This is a genomic window from Nonomuraea zeae, assembly GCF_005889725.1.
GTDB classification, from domain to species: domain Bacteria; phylum Actinomycetota; class Actinomycetes; order Streptosporangiales; family Streptosporangiaceae; genus Nonomuraea; species Nonomuraea zeae.
The window spans coordinates 1-18,533 of record NZ_VCKX01000157.1; the positions used below are offsets into that span (position 1 = coordinate 1).

At 72.4% G+C, this 18,533-nt stretch carries 21 protein-coding genes; 12 read left to right on the forward strand and 9 right to left on the reverse strand.

The genetic code is table 11. The features are described 5' to 3' along the window. Positions 1 to 384 precede the first annotated feature (384 nt). From ETD85_RS37670 to ETD85_RS37685, 4 genes are all read left to right on the forward strand, one after another. Positions 385 to 984 carry a TetR/AcrR family transcriptional regulator gene (locus tag ETD85_RS37670; RefSeq protein WP_138694608.1) on the forward strand — a complete coding sequence of 200 codons (600 nt, stop codon included), beginning with the start codon at positions 385 to 387 and terminating at the stop codon, positions 982 to 984. 28 nt (positions 985 to 1,012) lie between these two features. Further along, positions 1,013 to 1,564 (forward strand): YciI family protein, encoded by a 552-nt coding sequence (locus tag ETD85_RS37675; RefSeq protein ID WP_138694609.1) that lies wholly within the window; start codon positions 1,013 to 1,015, stop codon positions 1,562 to 1,564. Positions 1,565 to 1,626: 62 nt separating this feature from the next. Then, positions 1,627 to 2,214, forward strand: coding sequence for a CGNR zinc finger domain-containing protein (locus ETD85_RS37680; protein ID WP_138694610.1), 588 nt, complete (start codon positions 1,627 to 1,629; stop codon positions 2,212 to 2,214). 32 nt (positions 2,215 to 2,246) lie between these two features. Beyond that, a complete protein-coding gene (locus ETD85_RS37685) occupies positions 2,247 to 2,738 on the forward strand; it encodes a protein-tyrosine phosphatase family protein (protein WP_138694611.1) in 492 nt (163 codons plus the stop codon). Positions 2,739 to 2,811: 73 nt separating this feature from the next. Here the strand turns inward: ETD85_RS37685 and ETD85_RS37690 are convergent, their stop codons facing one another. Both ETD85_RS37690 and ETD85_RS37695 read right to left on the reverse strand, forming a co-directional pair. Then, positions 2,812 to 3,246, reverse strand: coding sequence for a GNAT family N-acetyltransferase (locus tag ETD85_RS37690; RefSeq protein ID WP_170247059.1), 435 nt, complete (start codon positions 3,244 to 3,246; stop codon positions 2,812 to 2,814). 78 nt (positions 3,247 to 3,324) lie between these two features. Continuing rightward, positions 3,325 to 4,866, reverse strand: coding sequence for an MFS transporter (locus tag ETD85_RS37695; protein WP_138694613.1), 1,542 nt, complete (start codon positions 4,864 to 4,866; stop codon positions 3,325 to 3,327). Positions 4,867 to 5,147: 281 nt separating this feature from the next. On the opposite strand from ETD85_RS37695, the gene ETD85_RS37700 reads away from it, so the two are divergent. Together ETD85_RS37700 and ETD85_RS37705 are read left to right on the forward strand one after the other, a co-directional pair. Then, positions 5,148 to 5,510: an antibiotic biosynthesis monooxygenase family protein gene (locus ETD85_RS37700; protein WP_138694614.1), complete on the forward strand. Its 363-nt coding sequence runs from the start codon at positions 5,148 to 5,150 to the stop codon at positions 5,508 to 5,510. A gap of 79 nt (positions 5,511 to 5,589) precedes the next feature. Further along, the gene (locus tag ETD85_RS37705; RefSeq protein WP_206059120.1) at positions 5,590 to 6,612 is read left to right on the forward strand and encodes a phosphotransferase family protein; all 1,023 of its coding nucleotides are present in this window, start codon (positions 5,590 to 5,592) and stop codon (positions 6,610 to 6,612) included. A gap of 54 nt (positions 6,613 to 6,666) precedes the next feature. Here the strand turns inward: ETD85_RS37705 and ETD85_RS37710 are convergent, their stop codons facing one another. Continuing rightward, positions 6,667 to 7,497: a helix-turn-helix domain-containing protein gene (locus ETD85_RS37710; RefSeq protein WP_138694615.1), complete on the reverse strand. Its 831-nt coding sequence runs from the start codon at positions 7,495 to 7,497 to the stop codon at positions 6,667 to 6,669. Positions 7,498 to 7,636: 139 nt separating this feature from the next. Here ETD85_RS37710 and ETD85_RS37715 point away from each other — a divergent pair, with 139 nt between their 5' ends. From ETD85_RS37715 to ETD85_RS66110, 3 genes are all read left to right on the forward strand, one after another. Further along, entirely contained in the window at positions 7,637 to 8,383 is a 747-nt protein-coding gene (locus ETD85_RS37715) for an NADPH-dependent F420 reductase (RefSeq protein ID WP_138694616.1), read from the forward strand. Between the two features lie 207 nt (positions 8,384 to 8,590). Continuing rightward, a complete protein-coding gene (locus tag ETD85_RS37720; RefSeq protein WP_138694617.1) occupies positions 8,591 to 9,220 on the forward strand; it encodes a TetR/AcrR family transcriptional regulator in 630 nt (209 codons plus the stop codon). A 49-nt stretch (positions 9,221 to 9,269) separates the two neighbouring features. After that, complete coding sequence (locus ETD85_RS66110; protein WP_138694618.1) at positions 9,270 to 10,652, forward strand: phenylacetate--CoA ligase family protein; 1,383 nt, start codon at positions 9,270 to 9,272, stop codon at positions 10,650 to 10,652. 613 nt (positions 10,653 to 11,265) lie between these two features. On the opposite strand, the gene ETD85_RS37735 is transcribed toward ETD85_RS66110, so the two are convergent. Both ETD85_RS37735 and ETD85_RS67000 read right to left on the reverse strand, forming a co-directional pair. Continuing rightward, positions 11,266 to 11,919, reverse strand: coding sequence for a response regulator (locus ETD85_RS37735; RefSeq protein ID WP_138694619.1), 654 nt, complete (start codon positions 11,917 to 11,919; stop codon positions 11,266 to 11,268). Then, entirely contained in the window at positions 11,907 to 13,025 is a 1,119-nt protein-coding gene (locus ETD85_RS67000; RefSeq protein WP_138694637.1) for a sensor histidine kinase, read from the reverse strand. Before ETD85_RS67000 ends, ETD85_RS37735 begins: the two co-directional genes overlap by 13 nt. 140 nt (positions 13,026 to 13,165) lie before the next feature. Here ETD85_RS67000 and ETD85_RS37745 point away from each other — a divergent pair, with 140 nt between their 5' ends. After that, positions 13,166 to 13,549, forward strand: coding sequence for a DUF6069 family protein (locus ETD85_RS37745; protein WP_138694620.1), 384 nt, complete (start codon positions 13,166 to 13,168; stop codon positions 13,547 to 13,549). 182 nt (positions 13,550 to 13,731) lie between these two features. Next, the gene (locus ETD85_RS37750; RefSeq protein WP_138694621.1) at positions 13,732 to 14,976 is read left to right on the forward strand and encodes an MFS transporter; all 1,245 of its coding nucleotides are present in this window, start codon (positions 13,732 to 13,734) and stop codon (positions 14,974 to 14,976) included. A 90-nt stretch (positions 14,977 to 15,066) separates the two neighbouring features. Here the strand turns inward: ETD85_RS37750 and ETD85_RS37755 are convergent, their stop codons facing one another. From ETD85_RS37755 to ETD85_RS37770, 4 genes are all read right to left on the reverse strand, one after another. Further along, on the reverse strand, positions 15,067 to 15,756 hold the full coding sequence (locus ETD85_RS37755; RefSeq protein ID WP_138694622.1) for a hypothetical protein: 690 nt from the start codon (positions 15,754 to 15,756) through the stop codon (positions 15,067 to 15,069). A 107-nt stretch (positions 15,757 to 15,863) separates the two neighbouring features. Then, positions 15,864 to 16,349, reverse strand: coding sequence for a nitroreductase family deazaflavin-dependent oxidoreductase (locus tag ETD85_RS37760; protein ID WP_138694623.1), 486 nt, complete (start codon positions 16,347 to 16,349; stop codon positions 15,864 to 15,866). Positions 16,350 to 16,352: 3 nt separating this feature from the next. Continuing rightward, the gene (locus ETD85_RS37765; RefSeq protein WP_138694624.1) at positions 16,353 to 17,015 is read right to left on the reverse strand and encodes an FAD-dependent oxidoreductase; all 663 of its coding nucleotides are present in this window, start codon (positions 17,013 to 17,015) and stop codon (positions 16,353 to 16,355) included. Continuing rightward, entirely contained in the window at positions 17,012 to 17,605 is a 594-nt protein-coding gene (locus tag ETD85_RS37770) for a TetR/AcrR family transcriptional regulator (RefSeq protein ID WP_138694625.1), read from the reverse strand. The genes ETD85_RS37765 and ETD85_RS37770 overlap by 4 nt, the downstream gene beginning before the upstream one ends. Positions 17,606 to 17,981: 376 nt before the next feature. Here ETD85_RS37770 and ETD85_RS37780 point away from each other — a divergent pair, with 376 nt between their 5' ends. Next, a complete protein-coding gene (locus ETD85_RS37780; protein WP_138694626.1) occupies positions 17,982 to 18,473 on the forward strand; it encodes a hypothetical protein in 492 nt (163 codons plus the stop codon). Positions 18,474 to 18,533 lie beyond the last annotated feature (60 nt).

Sequence of the window (18,533 nt, forward strand, 5' to 3'; positions counted from 1 at the left end):
CCCCACTTCTTCTCCAGCACGACGTTGCGGCCCTTGGGACCCAAGGTCACCTTGACGGCGTCGGCGAGCTGGTTCATACCACGCTCGAGACCGCGCCGGGCGTCCTCGTCAAACGCGATCATCTTGGAAGCCATTGCTGCTCCTGCTCTCGATGGGGTCGTCCCTTGATCGGGTCGTCTCTTGATCGGGGCGTCCGGGACGGCGCCCGCGACGGACGGTCCCGCGGGCAGGCGGCCGGCCTGCCCGCAGGACCTCGCCGCCCCGGCACACACCTGGCTGCTGGCACTCGTCAGCTGTGAGTGCCAGCCATGTCCGGCACTCTACACAGAACTTGCGTGTCACGCACATAGTGCGTCGCGCGCACCAAGGGGTAGGATCAGGTCCATGAACGACGACGCTCCGGACCTGCGGACGCGCAACAAGCAGGCCACCCGGACGGCGATCGGCGACGCCGCGCTGCGCCTGGCCATCGAGCAGGGGCCCAACGGGCTGGCCCTGGTCCGCGTCCACGACATCGCCACGACGGCGGGCGTCTCGCCCCGCACGTACAACAACTACTTCTCCAGCAGGGAAGAGGCGATCTGCTCCTTTCAGGCCGACCGGTCCAGAAAGGTGGGGCAGGCGCTGCGCTCCCGTCCCGACGACGAGCCGCTCGACCAGGCCGTCATCGCCGCCGTGATCGAGCTCTACACCAACCCTGAGCCCGACCAGGCCGGGCTACGCATGATCATGTTGACGCCCGAACTGGAAGGTGAGGCACTGAAGGCGTTCACCATGGCGGAGGGTCCGCTCGCCGAGGCGATCGCCGCGCGTACCGGCACCGACCCTGAACGCGACCTGTTCCCCGCGGTCACGGCCGCCGCCGTCGCGGGAGCCATCCGCGTGGCGGGCCGGCACTGGCTCGCGGCGGGCAACACCGCCTCCTTCGCCGCCACCCTGCGGGACGCCCTGACCTGCGTCCTTCCCACCGCGAAGCAGACGTGACGCCCGTGGGCGGGTGAAGAATACGGGCATGGAGTTCTTCTGCTACCACCGCGACCGCCCCGGCTCCCTGGCGCTGCGTGACGAGCTACTGGAAGCGCATTGGGGTTATATGGACCAGTACGCGAAGGAAATGATCGCCCGCGGCCCGACCCTCGCCGACGACGGCGACACGCCCACCGGCAGCGTGCACATCGTCGATCTTCCCGATCCGGCCGCCGCCCGCGCGTTCGCCTTCGACGAGCCGAACTACCAGGCCGGCGCGTACCGGGACGTGCTGCTGCGGCGGTGGCGCAACACGCTGGGGCGCACCATGTGGGATTTCCCCGGCGGTCCGATCGACGGCAACCGGTACCTGGTGCTCGGTCTTGGCGAGGGGCAGGCCGCCGACCTAGCCGTGCCGCCCGACAGGGATTCGCTGATCGCCTACGGGCCGCTGCTGGCCGATGACGGCGCCACCTGGCTGGGCACGGCGGCGCTGGTCCGGGCGCCCGGCCCGGACGCGGCCCGTGCCGTCCTGACCGCGGACCGGTACGCGGACATCGAGGTGCACAACTGGCAGTTCGGCGGGCGATCCTCCTAACCCGCGAGGCTCGATGTAAGGGATATAGTCTCCTTTTATCGGTTACCGGGAGCGGGTGAGGCATGCGGATCTCCATCACCGACTATGCGGTGGGAGCGGCTCTGGCCGGCGATCTGGCCAACACCTCACCCACCGTGGAGACCACGGCCGGGGAGGCCCTGCCGACCCCCGAGGCGTTGACGCGGTTCCTCGCGGGGCACGGGCTGCGGCTCGACGCCCTGGCGGGGCGGGCGCCGACCGCCGACGACGTCCGCGAGGTCCAGCTGCTGCGCCGGGAGGCGCGCGGCGTGGTGGAGACCGAGACGGAGGAGCAGGCCGTCGCGGGCGCCGCCGTGCTGGCCGGGCGAGCGGGTCTCAGCCCGGTGCTGGACCGCGATCCCGGCGGACGCTGGCAGTGGTACGTCCCGACCGCGCCGGGCGCCTCGCCGGCCGAGGAGTTGGCCGCGATCATCGGTATCGGGCTGCTCGGCGCCGTCCGCACGCTCGGCCACGGCCGCTTCCGCGCCTGCGCCGCCCCGGGCTGCCGCGGCGTGTTCGTGGACACCAGCCGCGGGGGACGTCGCATCTACTGCATGCCCGACTTGTGCGGTAACCGGCTCAACGTCGCCAATCACCGCGCGCGGTCCCGGCTGGGCGGCGCCGCCCGGTGAGGGACCCGGCGGACGTCACGAGGAGGACTCCGATGCAACTCCCTGCAGACAGCGCAGCGGCCGGCGGGCCGCCGCTCACCGGCGCCATCCAGCTTCCCGACGGCTCCTGGATCCGCGGCCGCGGCCTGCGCCACCCGCTGCCGGAGGGGCCGGCGCCCGGTTTCGGCCTGTACCTCGGCTCCGACCGGCTCCGCCACCGCCACGAGAGCGAGCTGCGGTGGCCGCACGAGTGGATCCAGTGGCCCGACTTCCTGCTGCCCCTCGACCATGATCTGGCCGTACGGCGGATCCACGCCCTGCACGAGCGGGCACGGGCGGGCGCAGCGGTGGAGGTCGCGTGCGGGGGCGGCATCGGCCGCACCGGCACGGTCGTCGCCTGCCTCGCCGTCCTGGCCGGCCTCGACCCGGCCGACGCCATCACCTGGACGCGCGAGCATCACCACCGCCGCGCCATCGAGACCCCTTGGCAGCGCCGCTGGGTGCTCCGCTTCCCGCCGACACTCCACGACCAGGATGCGCGCTGAGCCGTGTCACGGGCTTCTCGGAGAAGCGCCGGCGTCTGCCGCGACCTCGCCGACGGCGATGTCGCCCCGTGCTCTACTTCGGCTGCCAGCGGCCGATCTTCTTGGGGACGAGGGTGGCACCGATGCGGGTGTAGAAGCGGTGCGCGTGCACGTTGGCCTCGGCCACCTCCCAGCGGATCACTTTGCCGTCGGCGGCTTCGGCGATGGCCCGCATCAGCTGCTCGCCCACACCGTTGCCGCGTTCGGCGCCGGTCACGTACAGGTCGTCCAGGTGCAGGTAGTCCTGGCCGGACCAGAAGCTGACGCGTTGCAGCCAGGAGACGTAGCCGACGGCCTGGCCGTTCCGTTCGGCGATCAGATAGCCGACCTCCGGGTGAGCGAGCAGCCGCCTGAGGTCATCGACGCTCACCGTGACGGCCCAGGCCTGGTCTTGATGCCCGGCCAGGCCGTGGATGAGGGCGTGCACGGTGGCGGCGTCATCGGGGGCGGCGCGACGGATGGTGATCACGGTGGTCCTTCCAGGTACGGGTTCAAGAGGGGTGGGGATGGGCGCTGCCGGGCCGGCTGCCGCCTCCGGGGCCGGGCGTCAGTGACTTGGGGCGCCGCCGGTCGGCGGGACATGACCCAGCCGCCGCAGCGCCAGGATGGCCGCGCCGGCGGCGATGACCGCTGTGATGACGGCCGCCGTGTTCAGCCCGCCGGCGAACGCCGCCCGGGCGGGGGCCAGCACGGCCGCGCCGAGGTCGCCGGGCAGGGTCTGCGCCGCGGCGACCGCGCCGTCGAGGCTGTCGCGGCTGGCCGCGGCGACCTCGGGCGGCAGACCCGCAGGCAGCCCGGCAGCGACCTGGCCGCGGTAGACGGCGGCGGCGATGCTGCCGATGATCGCGATGCCAAGGGAGATGCCCAGGTCGCTGCAGGTGGTGGCCAGTCCGGAAGCGGCACCGGCCTTGTTCGGCGGCGCCGAGCCGACGACCAGGTTCGTGGTCAGCGCCATGGACGGGGCGACGGCCGGATACAGGACGATGAAGCCCGCGACCAGGAGCGGAAGCCCGCCGGTGGCGCCGACCTGGGTGAGCATCAGGTAGCCGATCACCTGGACGGCGAGCCCTGCCGCGATGAGCCGTCCCGGGCGGAAGCGCCGGGCCAGGATGGGCGAGGCCGTGGAGACGAGGACGAGCAGCATGGCGGCCGGCAGCACCCACAGGCCCGCCTGCAGTGGTGACAGGCCCTGCACCAGTTGCAGGTACTGGGTGATCAGCAGGTAGATGCCGCCGAGCGCGGTCGCGGCGAGCAGGAACACGCTCAGAGCGCCGCTGACCACGCGGTTGGCGAACAGCCGCACGTCCAGCAGCGGCTCGGGCAGGCGCAGCTGGCGTACGACGAACCAGGAGCCGAAGGCCAGCCCGATCACGATGGCGGCCACCGCGACCGCCAGGCGGCCGTCCTTGCCGAGCTCTTTGACGCCGTAGACGACCGGCAGCAGGGTGGCCAGCGACAGCAGCACGCTGAGCAGGTCCACCCGGCCTGCGGCGGGGGTGCGGCGGGCGGGCAGCAGCAGCGGCGCGCCGATCGCCACAATCGCCATGACCGGCACCGCGATCAGGAAGGCCGCCCGCCAGGAGAAGGCCTCCAGCAGCGCGCCGCCGACCACCGGGCCCAGTCCGGTGCCGACCGAGATGGCGCCCGACCACACGCCGACCGCGATGCCCTGCCGGCGCGGGTCGGTGAAGGTGGCGAAGATCAGCCCCAGGGTGGCGGGCATCTGGGTGGCCGCGGCGACGCCCAGGACGGCTCGCCAGACGATCAACCACGCGGGGTCGGAGGTGGTGGCGGCGAGCACGGAGACGACGGCGAAGATGACCGCGCCGGCGATGAGCAGCCGCCGGTGGCCGATCCGGTCGCCGAGCGTGCCCATGGTGACCAGCAGGCCGGCCATCAGGAAGCCGTAGATGTCGATGATCCACAACGTTTGCGTGCTGCTCGGCCGCAGGTCTGCGGCCAGCTGGGGGATGGCCAGGAACAACACGGTCAGCATCATGAACAGCAGCAGCGCGGGCAGGACCAGCACGCCCAGGCCCAGCCACTGTTTGAGATCGGCGTGCCGGCCGGAGCCGATGTCCGCATTCATCAAGAGATGTCCTTTCGATCGCCTGGCCGGAGGAGGTGATGAACGGTACCGGGGTTAGGTATAAGAGCGAGCGAGAGAAACCATACCCTGGCTAGGTATAAAGGGGATGTACGGGTCTGATGGAAGATGCGGCCTTGAAGGGGGTCAGCCGTGCCGGCCGTGGCCGGTGACCTGGGCGCCGTATCCGGCTCCGACGAACCCCTGCGGCGGCTTGACCTCAACAGCGGCTGAGGTTGCAGGATGAGCCACCAGAGCCCTGCGTCTGATCACGAGGAGCGTACGTGAGCACGGAGTCCGGCTTCTACTCGATCATCGACTACACCGTGGACGGCTTCGACACCCAGCGGGAGTTCGTGGCGGCGTTCGCGGAGATCCAGGAGCGGTGGGTACGCTTCTATCCCGGCTACCGGTCGGCCCGGTTCCATGTGAGCACCGACGGCACGCGCGTGTACAACATCGTCCACTGGGCCAGCGAGGCGGACTACCGCCACTTCGTGGAGACCTCCGACACCGAGGGCCGGACGGCCGCCATCGCCAAGGCCCTGGAGGGCTTGTCCGGCAAGGCGGAGCCGCGCATGAGCGGCAGACCGACCTACACCGTCGTCCGGGAGGTCACGCCGGGGCCACAGCGCGTCGAGCCTTGATCCGGATCGCCGCCTTGCCGCCGGAGTTCTCCCGATCATGGGTGCGGTGGCGATGCAGGCGTTGGGGAAAGGATTCGCGGTGACGCGGGAGTCGGGCGTGCGCGGTCAGGAAGCGGGTTCGGGCGCGGGCGAGCACGAAGCGGGTAGGGGCGTGCTTCCGCAGGCCACGAGTGGCAGCCGGATCGCCTGGGCGGCGGTGCCCGAGGAGGTGGTGGCGGGGATCGAGCGGCTGCTCGGCGGCCGGGTGGTCGACGCGGTCAGTCAGCCGGGCGGGTTCTCCGAGGGCTTGGCCGCACGCGTGCGTCTGGCGAGCGGCGGGCGCGCGTTCGTGAAGGCGGCGAGCACGTCGGCGGCGCCCGCGGCGGCGGCGTTCCACCGCAGGGAGATCGAGATCTCGCGGCGGCTGCCCCGGGCGGTGCCGGTGCCACGCTTGCTGGACGCCTACGACGACGGCGACTGGGTCGCGCTGATCTTCGAGGAGATCCCTGGACGGCTGGCTGCACAGCCGTGGCGGCGCGATGAGCTCGATCGGGTCCTGGCCGCCGTCACCGGCTTGGTGCAGGTCCTGACCCCGTCCCCGGTGGACGGAGAATTCCTGGGCGGCCCGCGACTGGGCGGCTGGGCGGCACTGGCGAAGGGCGTGTCCAGCGTCGAGGGCTCCGCCGTCAAGAGGATCGACGCGCTCTCGCCGTGGGCGGCCCGCCACCTTGACGAGCTCGCCGCGCTGGAGGAGGGCTCCGCACCCGCTCTGGCCGGCCGGACGCTCCTGCACGGGGACCTGTATCCGTTCAACATCATGCTGACCGCCGGGCGCGTCTTCGTCGTCGACTGGCCGCACGCCTGGGTCGGGGCCGGTCACTGCGACCTGGTGACGTTGCTGGCGAGCGTGTCGCTCAGCGGGATCGATCCGCAGCCGATCGCCGAGGACCATCCGCTGACCCGCGACCTCGACGCGGCTCAGATCGACGCGGTGCTGGCGATGCACTCCGGGTTCCTTCTCCGGATCGCCGCGTCGGCGGGACCGCAGGTCGATCGCCACCTGGTGGACATGATGGTCGCGCTGGGCCGGGCCTCGCTGCGCTGGCTGCGCGAGCGTCTGTGAGGCGGCGAACGCGCGCGGGCGTCGGACGAGACGGCGAGCGTTCCATGGAGGCTCTCACCCGTCCGCGAGCCTGCGCAGCGCCTGCTCCGATGCCGAGCCCGGCTCGGCGGCGAACAGGTCGACGCCGCAGCACGACGGCTCGTCGGGCAGCGAGATGAGCTCGCCGTGCAGGGTTAGCTCGCCGACGACCGGATGGTGCAGCACGTACGCCCGGTAGCGGGCCTGCGCGACCGGATGCTCCGCCCACATCCGCGCGAAGTCCGGGCTCAGCTCCCGCAGGTGGTCGATGTGCGCCGCGAGCCCCGCGTCCCCTCGATAGCGCCCGAGCAGCACGCGCAGGTGCGCCACGTGCTCGCGGGCCGCCCGCTCCCAGCCGGCGCGGTGCAGCTCGCGCAGGTAGGGCTCGGTGAACAGCAGGTGCGAGAGCGTGCGCCGGTCCTCCGGCAGCCCCGGGAAGTCGCCGAACACCGCCACGGCGAGCCGGTTCCAGCCGATGATCTGGGTGTGCCGGCCGACCAGCAGCGCCGGCGTCATCACGAACGACTCCAGCAGGTAGCGCAGGTTCGGCGGCACCTCCGGCGAGGCCGCGCCGGCCGCGCACGGCTGGGGACGCCGGGCGATCCGGCGCAGGTAGGTCAGCTCGTCGCCGTCCAGGCGCAGCGCCGTGCCGATGGCGTCCAGGACCTCGTCCGAGACGTTGTCTCCCTTGCCCTGTTCCAGGCGGGTGTAGTGGGCGATGCTCACCCCCGCCACCCGGGCGAGCTCCTCACGCCGCAGCCCCGCGACCCGGCGCACCCGGCCGTAGTCGCGCAGCCCGACGTCCTCCGGGCGAAGGCGGGCACGGCGTGATTTGAGGAAGTCGCTCAGCTCGGTCCGGTCGTCCACCCGATCACCCTACGCCGGGGCCTACGGCGGGTGATCAGGCCATGAGTACGCAGGACACGGGCCTGGCCGGGCGGTCGCGGCGGTTCCAGGCTGTTGGAACGCGAAAGCAAGCACCCCACCCAACCGACGGAGCGAACCCATGCCCCAAACGCTCGGCCTCATCGGCAGCGGAATGATCGGCTCTTCTCTGGCCCGCCTGGCCGTCGCGGCCGGTCTCAAGGTCGTCCTCAGCAATTCGCGCGGCCCCGAAACACTCTCCGACCTGGTCTCCGACCTGGGCGGGCGGGCCCGGGCGGCCACGCCCGTGGAAGCGGCACACGCCGGGGACCTGGTGGTTGCCGCCATCCCGCTGCGGCCCTACCAGCAGCTTCCCGCCGAAGCCCTGGCCGGCAAGACGGTCCTGGACACGGCGAACTACTACCCCGAGCGGGACGGTCACCTGGCCGAGCTGGACGCGGGCGAGCTGACCTCCAGCGCTCTGCTGCAGCGCCACCTCGCCGGGTCCCGGGTGGTCAAGGCGTTCAACAACATCACCCCGCACCAGCTGCACTCCCTCGCCCGGCCCGCGGGCGCGCCGGACCGCAGCGCCCTGCCCATCGCCGGCGACGACGCGGCGGCCAACGCGGAGGCCGCCGCGCTGCTGGACGTCCTCGGCTATGACGCGGTGGACATCGGCCCGCTGGCCGGCAGCTGGCGCAGCGAACCGAACACGCCGGTGTACGTACGTCCCTATCTCGGCGAGCTGCCCGCCATGAAGGTCGCGGATTTCCTCGGCTGGACCCTTCGGACACCCGGGATCGCCGTGCCCGCGGCACAGGTCGGCGAGCTCGTGAAGAGCGCGGTCCGGCAGCCGGCGGGCGAGGCCAGGCTCCCGAGCGCGGACTGACCGGCGGCCGGGTGCCCGCGACCAGCGGCAGGGGCGTCCGGCGGGGCTGGTGCGCGGCTTTCTCGCGCCCAGACAGGCCGTCAGCAGGTGTGCCGCAGGCCGCGTCCAGCGCGGCGCCGGCGGGCGGCTCCGCCCGTTAAGCCGGAGCTCCGAGTAAGTGGAATTTTCCGGTTGTCGGGAAATTTCGGTTAGGCGTATATTTGTGGCATGCAGGAGGAGTCCCGGCGCGAGCGGAAGAAGCGGCTGACCCGGCAGCGGATCGTCGAAACGGCCATCAGGCTGTTCGAGGAGCAGGGCTATGAGCAGACCACGGTGACGCAGATCGCCGCGGCGGCGGACGTCGATCCCAAGACGTTCGCCAACTACTTCCGGAGCAAGGACGAGGTCCTGTTCGTCGAGGCGGAGCGCGACTTCGACGTGATGTTCAAGGCGATCGCCGAGCGCCGCCCGGACGAGGGCCCCGGCGAGGTGCTGGCGAGGATGGTGCAGGAGTACGCGGCCCACCGCCGGCCCAAGGTCCCGCCCAAGAAGCCCGAGGAGCTGTCGGCGGCGGCCCGGCTCGTCCTGACCACGCCCGCACTCCAGGCCAAGGGTCTGTACGTCCTGATGGACCTGCAGCAGCGGATCGCGGGCGAGCTGCTGAAGGCGTTCCCCGGCCTGGATCCGATCACCGCGGCGGCGATGACCGGGGCCCTGCTCGGCGCCATCCAGCAGGCGGGGCTGGCCAGCGTCCAGCTCGGCCGCTCGCAGGCGGAGCTGTGGGAGGCCTCCCGCCATGGCCTCGACGTCGCCATGTCCGGGCTGCTCGCCGTGCGGCCACCCGCGGAAGGCTCATGACCCCGCCGGCCACGATCACATATCGCTCATCGGAGAGGAACACAGCATCATGGGGGAAACCGCCGGCTTGTCCCGGGACGCGCGACGTACCTTGCGGCTCGGCCCAGAGGCGATCGCGGAGCGGCAGCGGACCCGGCTCGCGGAGCTGGTGGCCTACGCCCGCGCCCGCTCGCCGTTCTACCGCGAGCTGTACCGGGACCTGCCCGAGCGGGTCGACGATCCGGCATTACTCCCGGTCACCAGCAAGAAGACGCTGATGCCACGCTTCGACGACTGGGTCACCGACCGCGCGGTTACCTTGGAGCGGGTCGAGGCGTTCGTGGCCGATCCCGGCCTGGTGGGGGAGCGGTTCCAGGACGAGTACCTGGTCGCGACGACGTCCGGCACCAGCGGCCTGCGCGGCCTGTTCCTGCAGGACGCGCAGACCATGGCCGTGCACACCGCGCTCGGGACGCGGGCCGGCTCCGGGCTGAAGGCCGGTGACGTGTTCCGCATCCTGGCCCGCGCCGGCCGTACCGCGATCGTCTCCGCGCCCGGCGGCCACTTCTCGACCGTCGCCTCGGCGGCCTGGTTCCGCCGTGAGAGGCCCCTGCTGGGTCGGACACTGCGGGTCTTCTCGATCAACCAGCCGCTCCCGGACCTGGTCGCCGAGCTCAACCACTACAACCCCGCGAGCATCGCCGGCTTCCTCAGCATGCTCACGCTGCTGGCCAGGGAGCAGGAGGCCGGCCGCCTGCGCATCCGCCCCGCGACGATCATCGCCGGCGGCGAGACGGCCACGCCGGAGTCCCTGGAGCGGATCGGCGACGCCTTCCACACCAAGGCCCGGGCCTCCTACGCCGCCACCGAGTGCGGCTTCCTCAGCTATGGCTGCGAGCACGGCTGGTATCACGTCAACAGCGACTGGGCGCTGGCGGAGCCGGTCGACGCCGACCACCGGCCGGTCCCGCCCGGCGAGCCGTCGCACACGGTCCTGGTGAGCAACCTGGCCAACCGGGTGCAGCCGATCCTGCGCTACGACCTCGGCGACAGCGTCCTGCTGCGCCCCGACCCGTGCCCGTGCGGCAGCCCGCTGCCCGCCATCCGCGTCCAGGGCCGGGCCGCCGACCTGCTCACGTTCCCCACCGGCCGGGGCGAGCAGGTGAGCATCTCGCCCATGCTGTTCGGCACCCTGCTGGACCGGGCGGCAGGCGTCGAGCAGTACCAGATCGTCCAGTCCGCGCCCGGCACGCTGCGCGTCCGGCTGCGGCCCAGTGACGGCGCGGACGCCGAGCTCGTGTGGCAGCGGATGCGCGGCGAGATCGCCCAGCTGCTGGCCGAGCACAAGGCCGACGACGTCGTTCTGGAGCGCGCGGAGGAGCCGCCGCAGCAGTCGTCGGGCGGCAAGTTCCGGCGGATCATCCCGCTGACCGACCCGGGGAGACCCGCGTAGGTCGATCGGTTTTCGGAGGTCGTGCCCCAATCCCAAAGCGTCTGGAGAACGGAGCCGAGGCGGCGCCCGCGCGCGGTGAGCGTGTAGGGCACCCGGGGCGGCCGGGCAGGCGGCGGCGATCGAGCCCCCGGCTCTTGTCAGGCAGGCCGGCCGATCGGACAGAACTTTGTCCGACGGCGCGGGCAGGGCCTGGCGCGGGTCGGCGAAAGTAGGGGGCTCCGAACCATCGCCGACCTTGTCCGCGAGATGCTCGACCTTTACCGAGTGCCCGATGCGCGCAGGGCCGCGTTACTCGCGCTCGTCAGCTGTTGCCTTGTCGGTTGAAGGCGTTTCGACTGAGATGACCTCGGGCCAGCGGGTGAGAGCGGTCGCCACCTGGTTCACCGGGGGCACGAGGGCCGCCGCCGTCGCCGACAATGTCTTCGCCCTGCACCTTGGCACGATCTTCGGGTCGGCGGAGATCTGCACGGAGCTGATCCACGCGATCGACCTGCCGGGCTTCGAGGCGGCCTGGCTGCAGCACTGCCAGTGCCGCGCCCGCCGAACGGCCCGCCGAGCCCGGCACCGCCTTCGGCGACCTGCTCTTCAAGCAGGGGTACGCCCGCTCGACGCGTCAGGCCAGGCCCGCGTCGTGGGCGAGGAGCGCGATCTGGGTGCGGTTGTCCAGGCCGAGCTTGGTGAGAATGCTGGAGACGTGCGCCTTCACCGTCGTGATGCCCATGGCGAGCTCCGTGGCGATGTCCGCGTTCGTCCGGCCGTTCGCGATCGCGACGGTCACCTCGTGCTCGCGCGGGGTCAGGACGGCCAGCGCGGCGCGGGCCCGCTCGTAGGCCCCGGCCTGGACGACGGTGCGCTCCATCAGCCGCCGGGTGATGCGGGGGGACAGGATCGGGTCGCCCGCGGCGACGCGGGTGACCGCCTCCACGATCCGCTGGGGCGGGGTGTCCTTGAGCAGGAACCCGCTGGCGCCGGCGTGCAGCGCGTGCAGGATGTTCTCGTCGGTGTCGAAGGTGGTCAGCACGATCACCTCAGGCGGCCGGGCGCGGGCGCGCAGCCGGCGGGTGGCGGTGATGCCGTCCACCCGCGGCATGCGAAGGTCCATCAGGACGACGTCGGGGGCGTGGGCGTCGGTGGCGGTGACCGCCTCCTGGCCGTCGGCGGCCTCGGCGACGACGGTGATGCCGGCGGCGCCGTCGAGCATCATGGACAGCCCGGCACGGACCAGCGCATCGTCGTCGACCAGGAGCACGCGGATCACATGGGCCATGGTAGCCAGGCTTGGAGCTGGAACTGGCGGCCGCTGCTGTGGTGGTCCAGCTGCCCGCCGGCCAGGCGTACCCGCTCGGTGAGCCCGACCAGGCCGACGCCGCTGCCGGGCGCGGCGGGCGCCGAGCCGGGCGCGGGCAGCGGGTTGCGGATGTCGATCAGCAGGCGCGTGCCGGGGGTGCCGCGCAGCAGCACCTCCACCGGCTGGCCGGGCGCGTGCTTGCGGGCGTTGGTCAGCCCTTCCTGCACGACGCGGTAGCCCGTCCTCCCCGCGGCGGCGGGCAGGGCCGCGCCGGTGGTCTCGTCACTGAGCTGTACGGCCTGACCCGCCTGGAGCGCTTCGTCGACCAGCAGCGGCACGTCGGCCAGCGTGGGCCGGGGCGCCAGCTCGTCCAGGAGGTCGTCATCCTCGCGCAGCAGGCCGATCACCTGGCGCAGCTCCTCCAGCGCCTGGTGCACACCGGAGCGGACCACCCCGGCGGCCCGCGCCAGCTGCTCCGGCGAGGAGTCGGGGCGGTATTCCAGCGCCCCCGCGTGGGTGGCCACCAGCGACAACCGGTGGGCCAGCACGTCGTGCATCTCCCTGGCGAGCTGGCGGCGCTCCGCCATGCGCGCCTCGGCGACCCGTCGTCCCTGCTCGGCCTCGGCGCGGCGGGCGCGCTCGTGCAGGGAGAAGAGCAGCGCCCGGCGGGAGCGGGCCAGCGCGCCCCAGCCGAGCAACGCGCCGTACGCGGCGCAGATCAGCAGCAGCCACCAGCCGAGTGAGATGCCGGAGTTCGGCCGCCACAGCCCTTGGACCACGTGCCCCGCGATCCCCGCCGCCACGACCGCCGCCGCGACGGGGAACCGCCTGCGCTGAGCCACCTGCAGCGCCCCCGTCGTCGCCGCCGGTGTGGCCACCGGGGAGAGCGCGGCGAGGAGCGCGGTGGCGAGCGTCCCGGAGACGGGCCACCACAGCTGGACGACGGCCGCGGCCAGGCTCGCGATCGAGACCGCGACATCCAGCCCCAGCTCGGCCCCGCCCGCCTGCCCCCACAACGACACGGCGGTCAGCGCGCCCACCGCGAAAATCACGCCGGCCACGGCCACGGGCCGCGGGGGTCGCATCTCACTCACCAGGCCAGGCTAGCCATCGCCACGACGAGGCCGTCACCTACCAAAGTAGGACCCGGGCCCCACGAGGGAAGGACACCGCACGACCACGCGCCCGATGCGGCGGCCCACCCGGCCGGGCCAGTCTGATCGGCATGAACACCTCCACCAGAAGACGCCTCCTCACCGTGATCGGCACCCCCGTGGCCGCCCTGGCCTTGTGGGCGGTGGCCGTGCCGGTGGCCGGAGTCACGCTGACGGTACAGACGGGCGGCACCCCGCAGACGACCGGCCCGGTGGCAGTCATGGTCGCCAGCCTGCTGGCCGGGCTCGCGGGCTGGGCGCTCCTGGCCGTCCTGGAACGATGGACGGCCAGGCCCACCCGCATCTGGACGATCATCGCCCTGGTCGTGCTTGCCCTGTCCCTGCTCGGTCCGATCGGCAGCGCCGTCGGCACCGCCGCGACGCTGGTGCTGCTGCTGATGCACCTGGTCGTCGGCGCCGTGCTCGTCCCCGGCCTGGCCGGGCCCCGGTCCTGATCCCCGCCTGCCCGGCCGGCCCCCTCACCTCCCGGACCCGCGCGCCCTCTCGGCGATGCCGGATGCACAACACCTGGTTGTGTGTTTCCGGCAGATCGGTTGTTTGATCCCGCCGCCCACCAGCCGCTTTGATACCGAAGGTCAACCTGGGGTTGTTCAGATCGGTGGGAGGTGGGCTGCGCGTGGCGGGCAGGCGGGCGCTGGGGCGGCGGTTCGGGTGGTTGTGGGCGTCCTACGCGGTCAGCTCGTACGGTACCGGTCTCGGGTTCGGGGCGTTTCCGATGATCGCGGTCCTCGTGTTGCACTCCGGGCCGGCCGAGGTGTCGGCGTTGTCCGCCGCCGGGCTGGCGGTGGGGGCGGTGGTCGCGGTGCCGCTCGGACCGTGGGTGGAGTTCCGCCGCAAGCGGCCCGTGATGATGGCGATGGATCTGACCAGGTTCGTGGCGTTGATGAGCATCCCCGTCGCGTTCGCGCTCGGCCTGCTCAGCTTCGTCCAGCTCCTCGTCGTCTCCGTCGTCGTCGCCGCGGCCAAGATCGCCTTCACCGCGGCCAGTGGCGCGTACCTGAAGGCGCTCGTGCCGCCGCAGGACCTGCTCATCGCGAACAGCCGGTTCGAGTCCACGACGTGGGCCGCGACCGTGGCCGGGCCGCCGCTCGGCGGGGCAGCGATCGGGATGTTCGGCCCGGTGGCGACGGTGATGGCCGACGCGGTCAGCTACCTGCTGTCGGCACTGGGCGTTCGCGCGATCGGCGGCGGCGAGCCGCGCCCCACGCGAAGCGGCGTCCGGCGCTCGCGCGCGGGCGACCTGCTCGAAGGGTGGCGCTCCATCCTGGCTCACCGGGGGCTGCGCCGGCTGTTCTTCAACGCGATCCTGGTCAACGGCCTGCTCCTGGCGACCGAGCCGCTGCTCGCCGTGCTCCTGCTGGGCGACCTCGGGTTCGCGCCCTGGCAGTACGGACTCGCGTTCGCGGCCCCCTGCGTCGGCGGCCTGGTCGGGGCGCGGCTGGCGCGCCGGCTCGTGGCGCGGTACGGGCAGCGGAAGGTGATGCGCACCGTCGGGGCGCTGCGCGCGTGCTGGCCGATCGGGCTGGCGTTCGTCCAGCCCGGCGTTCCCGGGATCGTGCTCGTCATCGCCGTCCAGCTCGGCCTGGTGACCTGCTGCGGCATGTTCAACCCGGTGCTGGCCACCTACCGGCTCGACCGCACCGACCCTGACCGGATCGCCCGCACCTTGTCCGCGTGGTCGGTCACCAGCAGCGCCACCATCGCGGCCCTGACCGCCGTGTGGGGTCTGCTGGCCGCCGTCACCGGCCCCCGCATGGCGATCGCGATCGCCGGAGTCCTGCTCCTGGCCACGCCGTTGCTGCTCCCGCGCCACGAGAACGCGCCGCAGGACGCGAGGGAGCCGGCCGCGGGCCGCGCATAGGACGGCCGCTGCGCATTTGAGACAACCGCTGCGCACATAAGACAGCCACTGTGCACATGAGACGGCCGCCGCGCCTGAGCGCGGGCGGGTCTACCGCAGGCGGGATCGGAGCTCGGCCAGGCGCTGGGCGATCCTGTCCACCTGGAGCCGCGCCGTCGCAGCGTTCTGGCGGGCCAGCTCACCTCGTCGCATGATGTCCTGGGTCCGCTCCCGGATGTCGCGCATGTCCATCTGGGCGGGCCGGGCGCTGACATCGGCCCTACCGGTGTCGGACGTGGTGCCGCTGCCGTTCGTCTCGCTCCGCCACGGAGGATGTTGCTGCTCGCGCTCGATGAGGTTCTGTTCGCGGTCGGCTTGCCCGGCCTGCCGATCCGCCGCGGCGGCGGCCCGATCCCGGGCGGCGGCCTCGCGGTCCCGTTGCTCCTGCCGCTGCTCCCGCCACCAGGCGGCCTCGTCGGCCTGAACCGCTTCGGGCGTCCGGGTTTCCTGCCGACTGCGCGCGAGAGCCGCGAGGCTGCGCTGGTCGGCCGCCTCATCGCGCTGGCGGGCGGCCAGATCGCGCTGCTCGGCCGCCAGGTCCCGAGCCGCCGCCGCGTCCGCGCGGGCCTCCACGGTGTTGCCCGGGATCACTGGGCCACTCCCGGTCGCACCGGCCAGCCGCTCGCGCAGCGTCATGGCCAGCCGCTCGGCCTCGGCGCCGAGCGGGGCATCGTGGCCGAGCCGGTCGGCCAGTTCCTCCAGCAGCCCGGCGACCGTCCGGGCCTCCTGCTTGTCCAGCATGCGCGACAGACCTCCCGCCGGGGATGAAGCGTCGACCTCACTCCTGACGGTATGTCCAGTTGAGCGAGGCCGCCAGCCAACCATGATCGTACTGGCGGCGACCGCCGTCACGGCGTGCTAATGGGGTGCGGGGTGAAGCGTACGAAGGGGATGTGCCGCCCGACCTCGCGGTAGTCCTCCACGCTGCCGTTGACGGCGAAGCCCATGATCTTGCAGAGCCGGCGGGCGGCGGCGGGGTGGCGGGGAGCGTATCGCGCCATGATCTCCGCCCCTTCCTCGGCCGCGAGCGGCGTGGCCACCGCCTGGCGGACCTCGCCGCCGATCTGGAGGGTCACCTGCGGGGTGGCCATGACGTTGCGGTACCAGTCGGCTCCGGGGCCGAAGCCGGAGGCGGCCACGTAGCCGTGCTCATCGTGCCGGACGACCTCGATGACGGCCCTGCGGGGCCGGCCCGAGACGCGGCCGGTGTGGGTGAGCAGCATGACGCGGCGGCCCAGCAGCGGTCCGAGGCCGATGCGGTACAGCAGGATGGGCAGGCGCCACAGCCTGCGGCGCAGCCCGGCCGGCGGAGCGGGCTTCTTGACGATCCGCATGGTTCAGCCTTTCCCGAGGTCCGCGGTGCGCGGGGGCAGGATGCTGTCCGCGCCGAACTGCCGGCGCAGCAGCGGTGCGAACGTCCGGCGCATGATGAGCCGGTTGGCCAGGCGCTGGGCGATCAGTCCCGGCCGGCCCGGCTCGGTGTAGTGGGTACGGACTCGTCCCCAGTCGTACCGGTCGGGGATCGGATAGGACGCCAGCCGGCAGTCCAGGGGCTGGGCGAAGCGCTGCGTGCCGCCGCTCGTGAAGTCGATCTCGAGGGCCGTGCCGGCGTCCCGGACCGCGGCGATGCTCTCGCCGAACCGGATCTCCACGTCGCCGGTGACGGCGTCGAGCAGGGCGCCTTCGAGCGTGGTGTGCATGAGCGGCAGGTGCGGCCCCTGGATGATCCGGCCCAGGAGCCCCGTGGTCAGCCGGGCGCCGGGAGCACCGGAGGCGTCGACGAACTCAACCGAGTCGACCGGCAGCCGGTGCGGCGTCAACCGGTCGAGGAGGTCCATGCGGGCGGCGACGTCGTAGCCGGTGCCGAAGAAATCGACGCCGTACCCGCCCAGGCGGTCGTGGGGCGCGCGCTCCACGACCACGGGCTCCAGGCCACGGCGACGCAGCCAGTACGCGAGCGTGAGCCCCGCGATCCCGGCCCCGCAGATGAGGACCCTCACGAGCCATCCTCCAGCAGCTCCTCCGCAGCGGCCAGCGCCTCGTCCACCGGAAGGTCGCCGTCGATCAGGTGGTGCAGCATCAGCCCGTCGATCGCGGCGACGATCAGGGCGGCGGCCCCCTGCGCCTGACCTGGGGACCAGCCTGGATGCAACCGGGCGAGCCGGTCGGCGATCTGGCTGCGGGCCTGGCGCAGCTCGTCGCGCAGCACCTCGCCCAGGGCCGGGTCGCGGGTGGCCCCCACGATCAGCTCCGCGGCCAGCCGGGCCGTCTGCTGGTCACCGGACATGCGGGGCATCATGCCCCGCATCATGGCCAGCGCCGCCCGCTCGTCCCCGGCGCTCAGGAGCTCGGCGACCATCGGGTTGATGATGAGGTCGGTGGCACGCCGGAAGATCGCCGCGTGCAGCCCGGGCAGGCCGCCGAAGTGGTAGTGGATCAGGCCGGCGTTGGTGCCGGCCCGCTCCGCCACGGCCCGCGTGGTGACGCCGGGCCAGCCGTGCTCCCGCAGCAGGGCGATGCCGGTCTCCACGAGCTGCTCGCGGCGGCGATCCCCACGCACCGAATTTGGTCGATCGGCCAAGTTGGTCATACGGCCAACTTAGCACGGGCGGATGTCAGAGGCGTGGCGCCGGCTCAAGGGCGCACCCTGCGCGAGGGGAAGATCTCCGAGATCCGCGCGGTCAGCGACCGGTTGGGGCTGTTCTTGCAGCTGGGCTGGGACTGGCCGGAGAGCGGCTGACCGGCGTCGCCGGCCGGTCAGCCGATCGGTGGATCGGCTCAGCCGTCTGGCTGGTCCGCCGGTTCAGCCGCGTACCTGTCAGGCCGGTCGATGTGCGGCTCGTGGTGGCGATGCGACGCTCGACGCCTCAGCGAAAGTGCCTCAGCGAGGTGCCTTGATGAGTGCCTCAGTGAAGTGCCTCAGCGAAGGTGCTTCGGCGAAAGAGCGAAAGAGAAGGTGTGCAACCATGAGGACCCGCGAGTCACGTTCTGCCGACACTGTCGGCGAAGACGTGAACCATCCGCGCAGCCGGACGGCTTTCCGCGCCATGAAGCTGCTCATCGGCGGCTATGTCGCCGTCAGCGCGCTCACCCTCGTGGCCGCCTTCCTGCTCCGCCACGACCCCGCGCTGGTCAACGACACGGTCTGGCTCCGCGGTGAGATCGTCGTCATCACCTCGGTGCTGATGCTCACCTTCGCCGTCGGCGCCTCCCGGGGCCGCCGCCGGGCGTTCCTGCGGCTGCGGATCGCCTCCGGGGTCATGCTGGCGGCCATCGTGATCCTCATCTCGCTCCCCGGATTCCTGCCGGTGTGGATGCGGATCGAGCAGGGCGTCTGCGGGCTGCTGCTGGCGGGCGTCGTCGTGATCGCGAACGGCGGGCATCTGCGCTCGCTCTTCGCCACCGGCAAAGCCACCGGCAAAGCCACCGGCAAGGGCGCCGACAAGGGCGCCCGGTAGGCAACCAGGTAGGCAACCAGGTCGAACGCGGTGGCCACGGCTAGATTGTCGGTTGCGAAG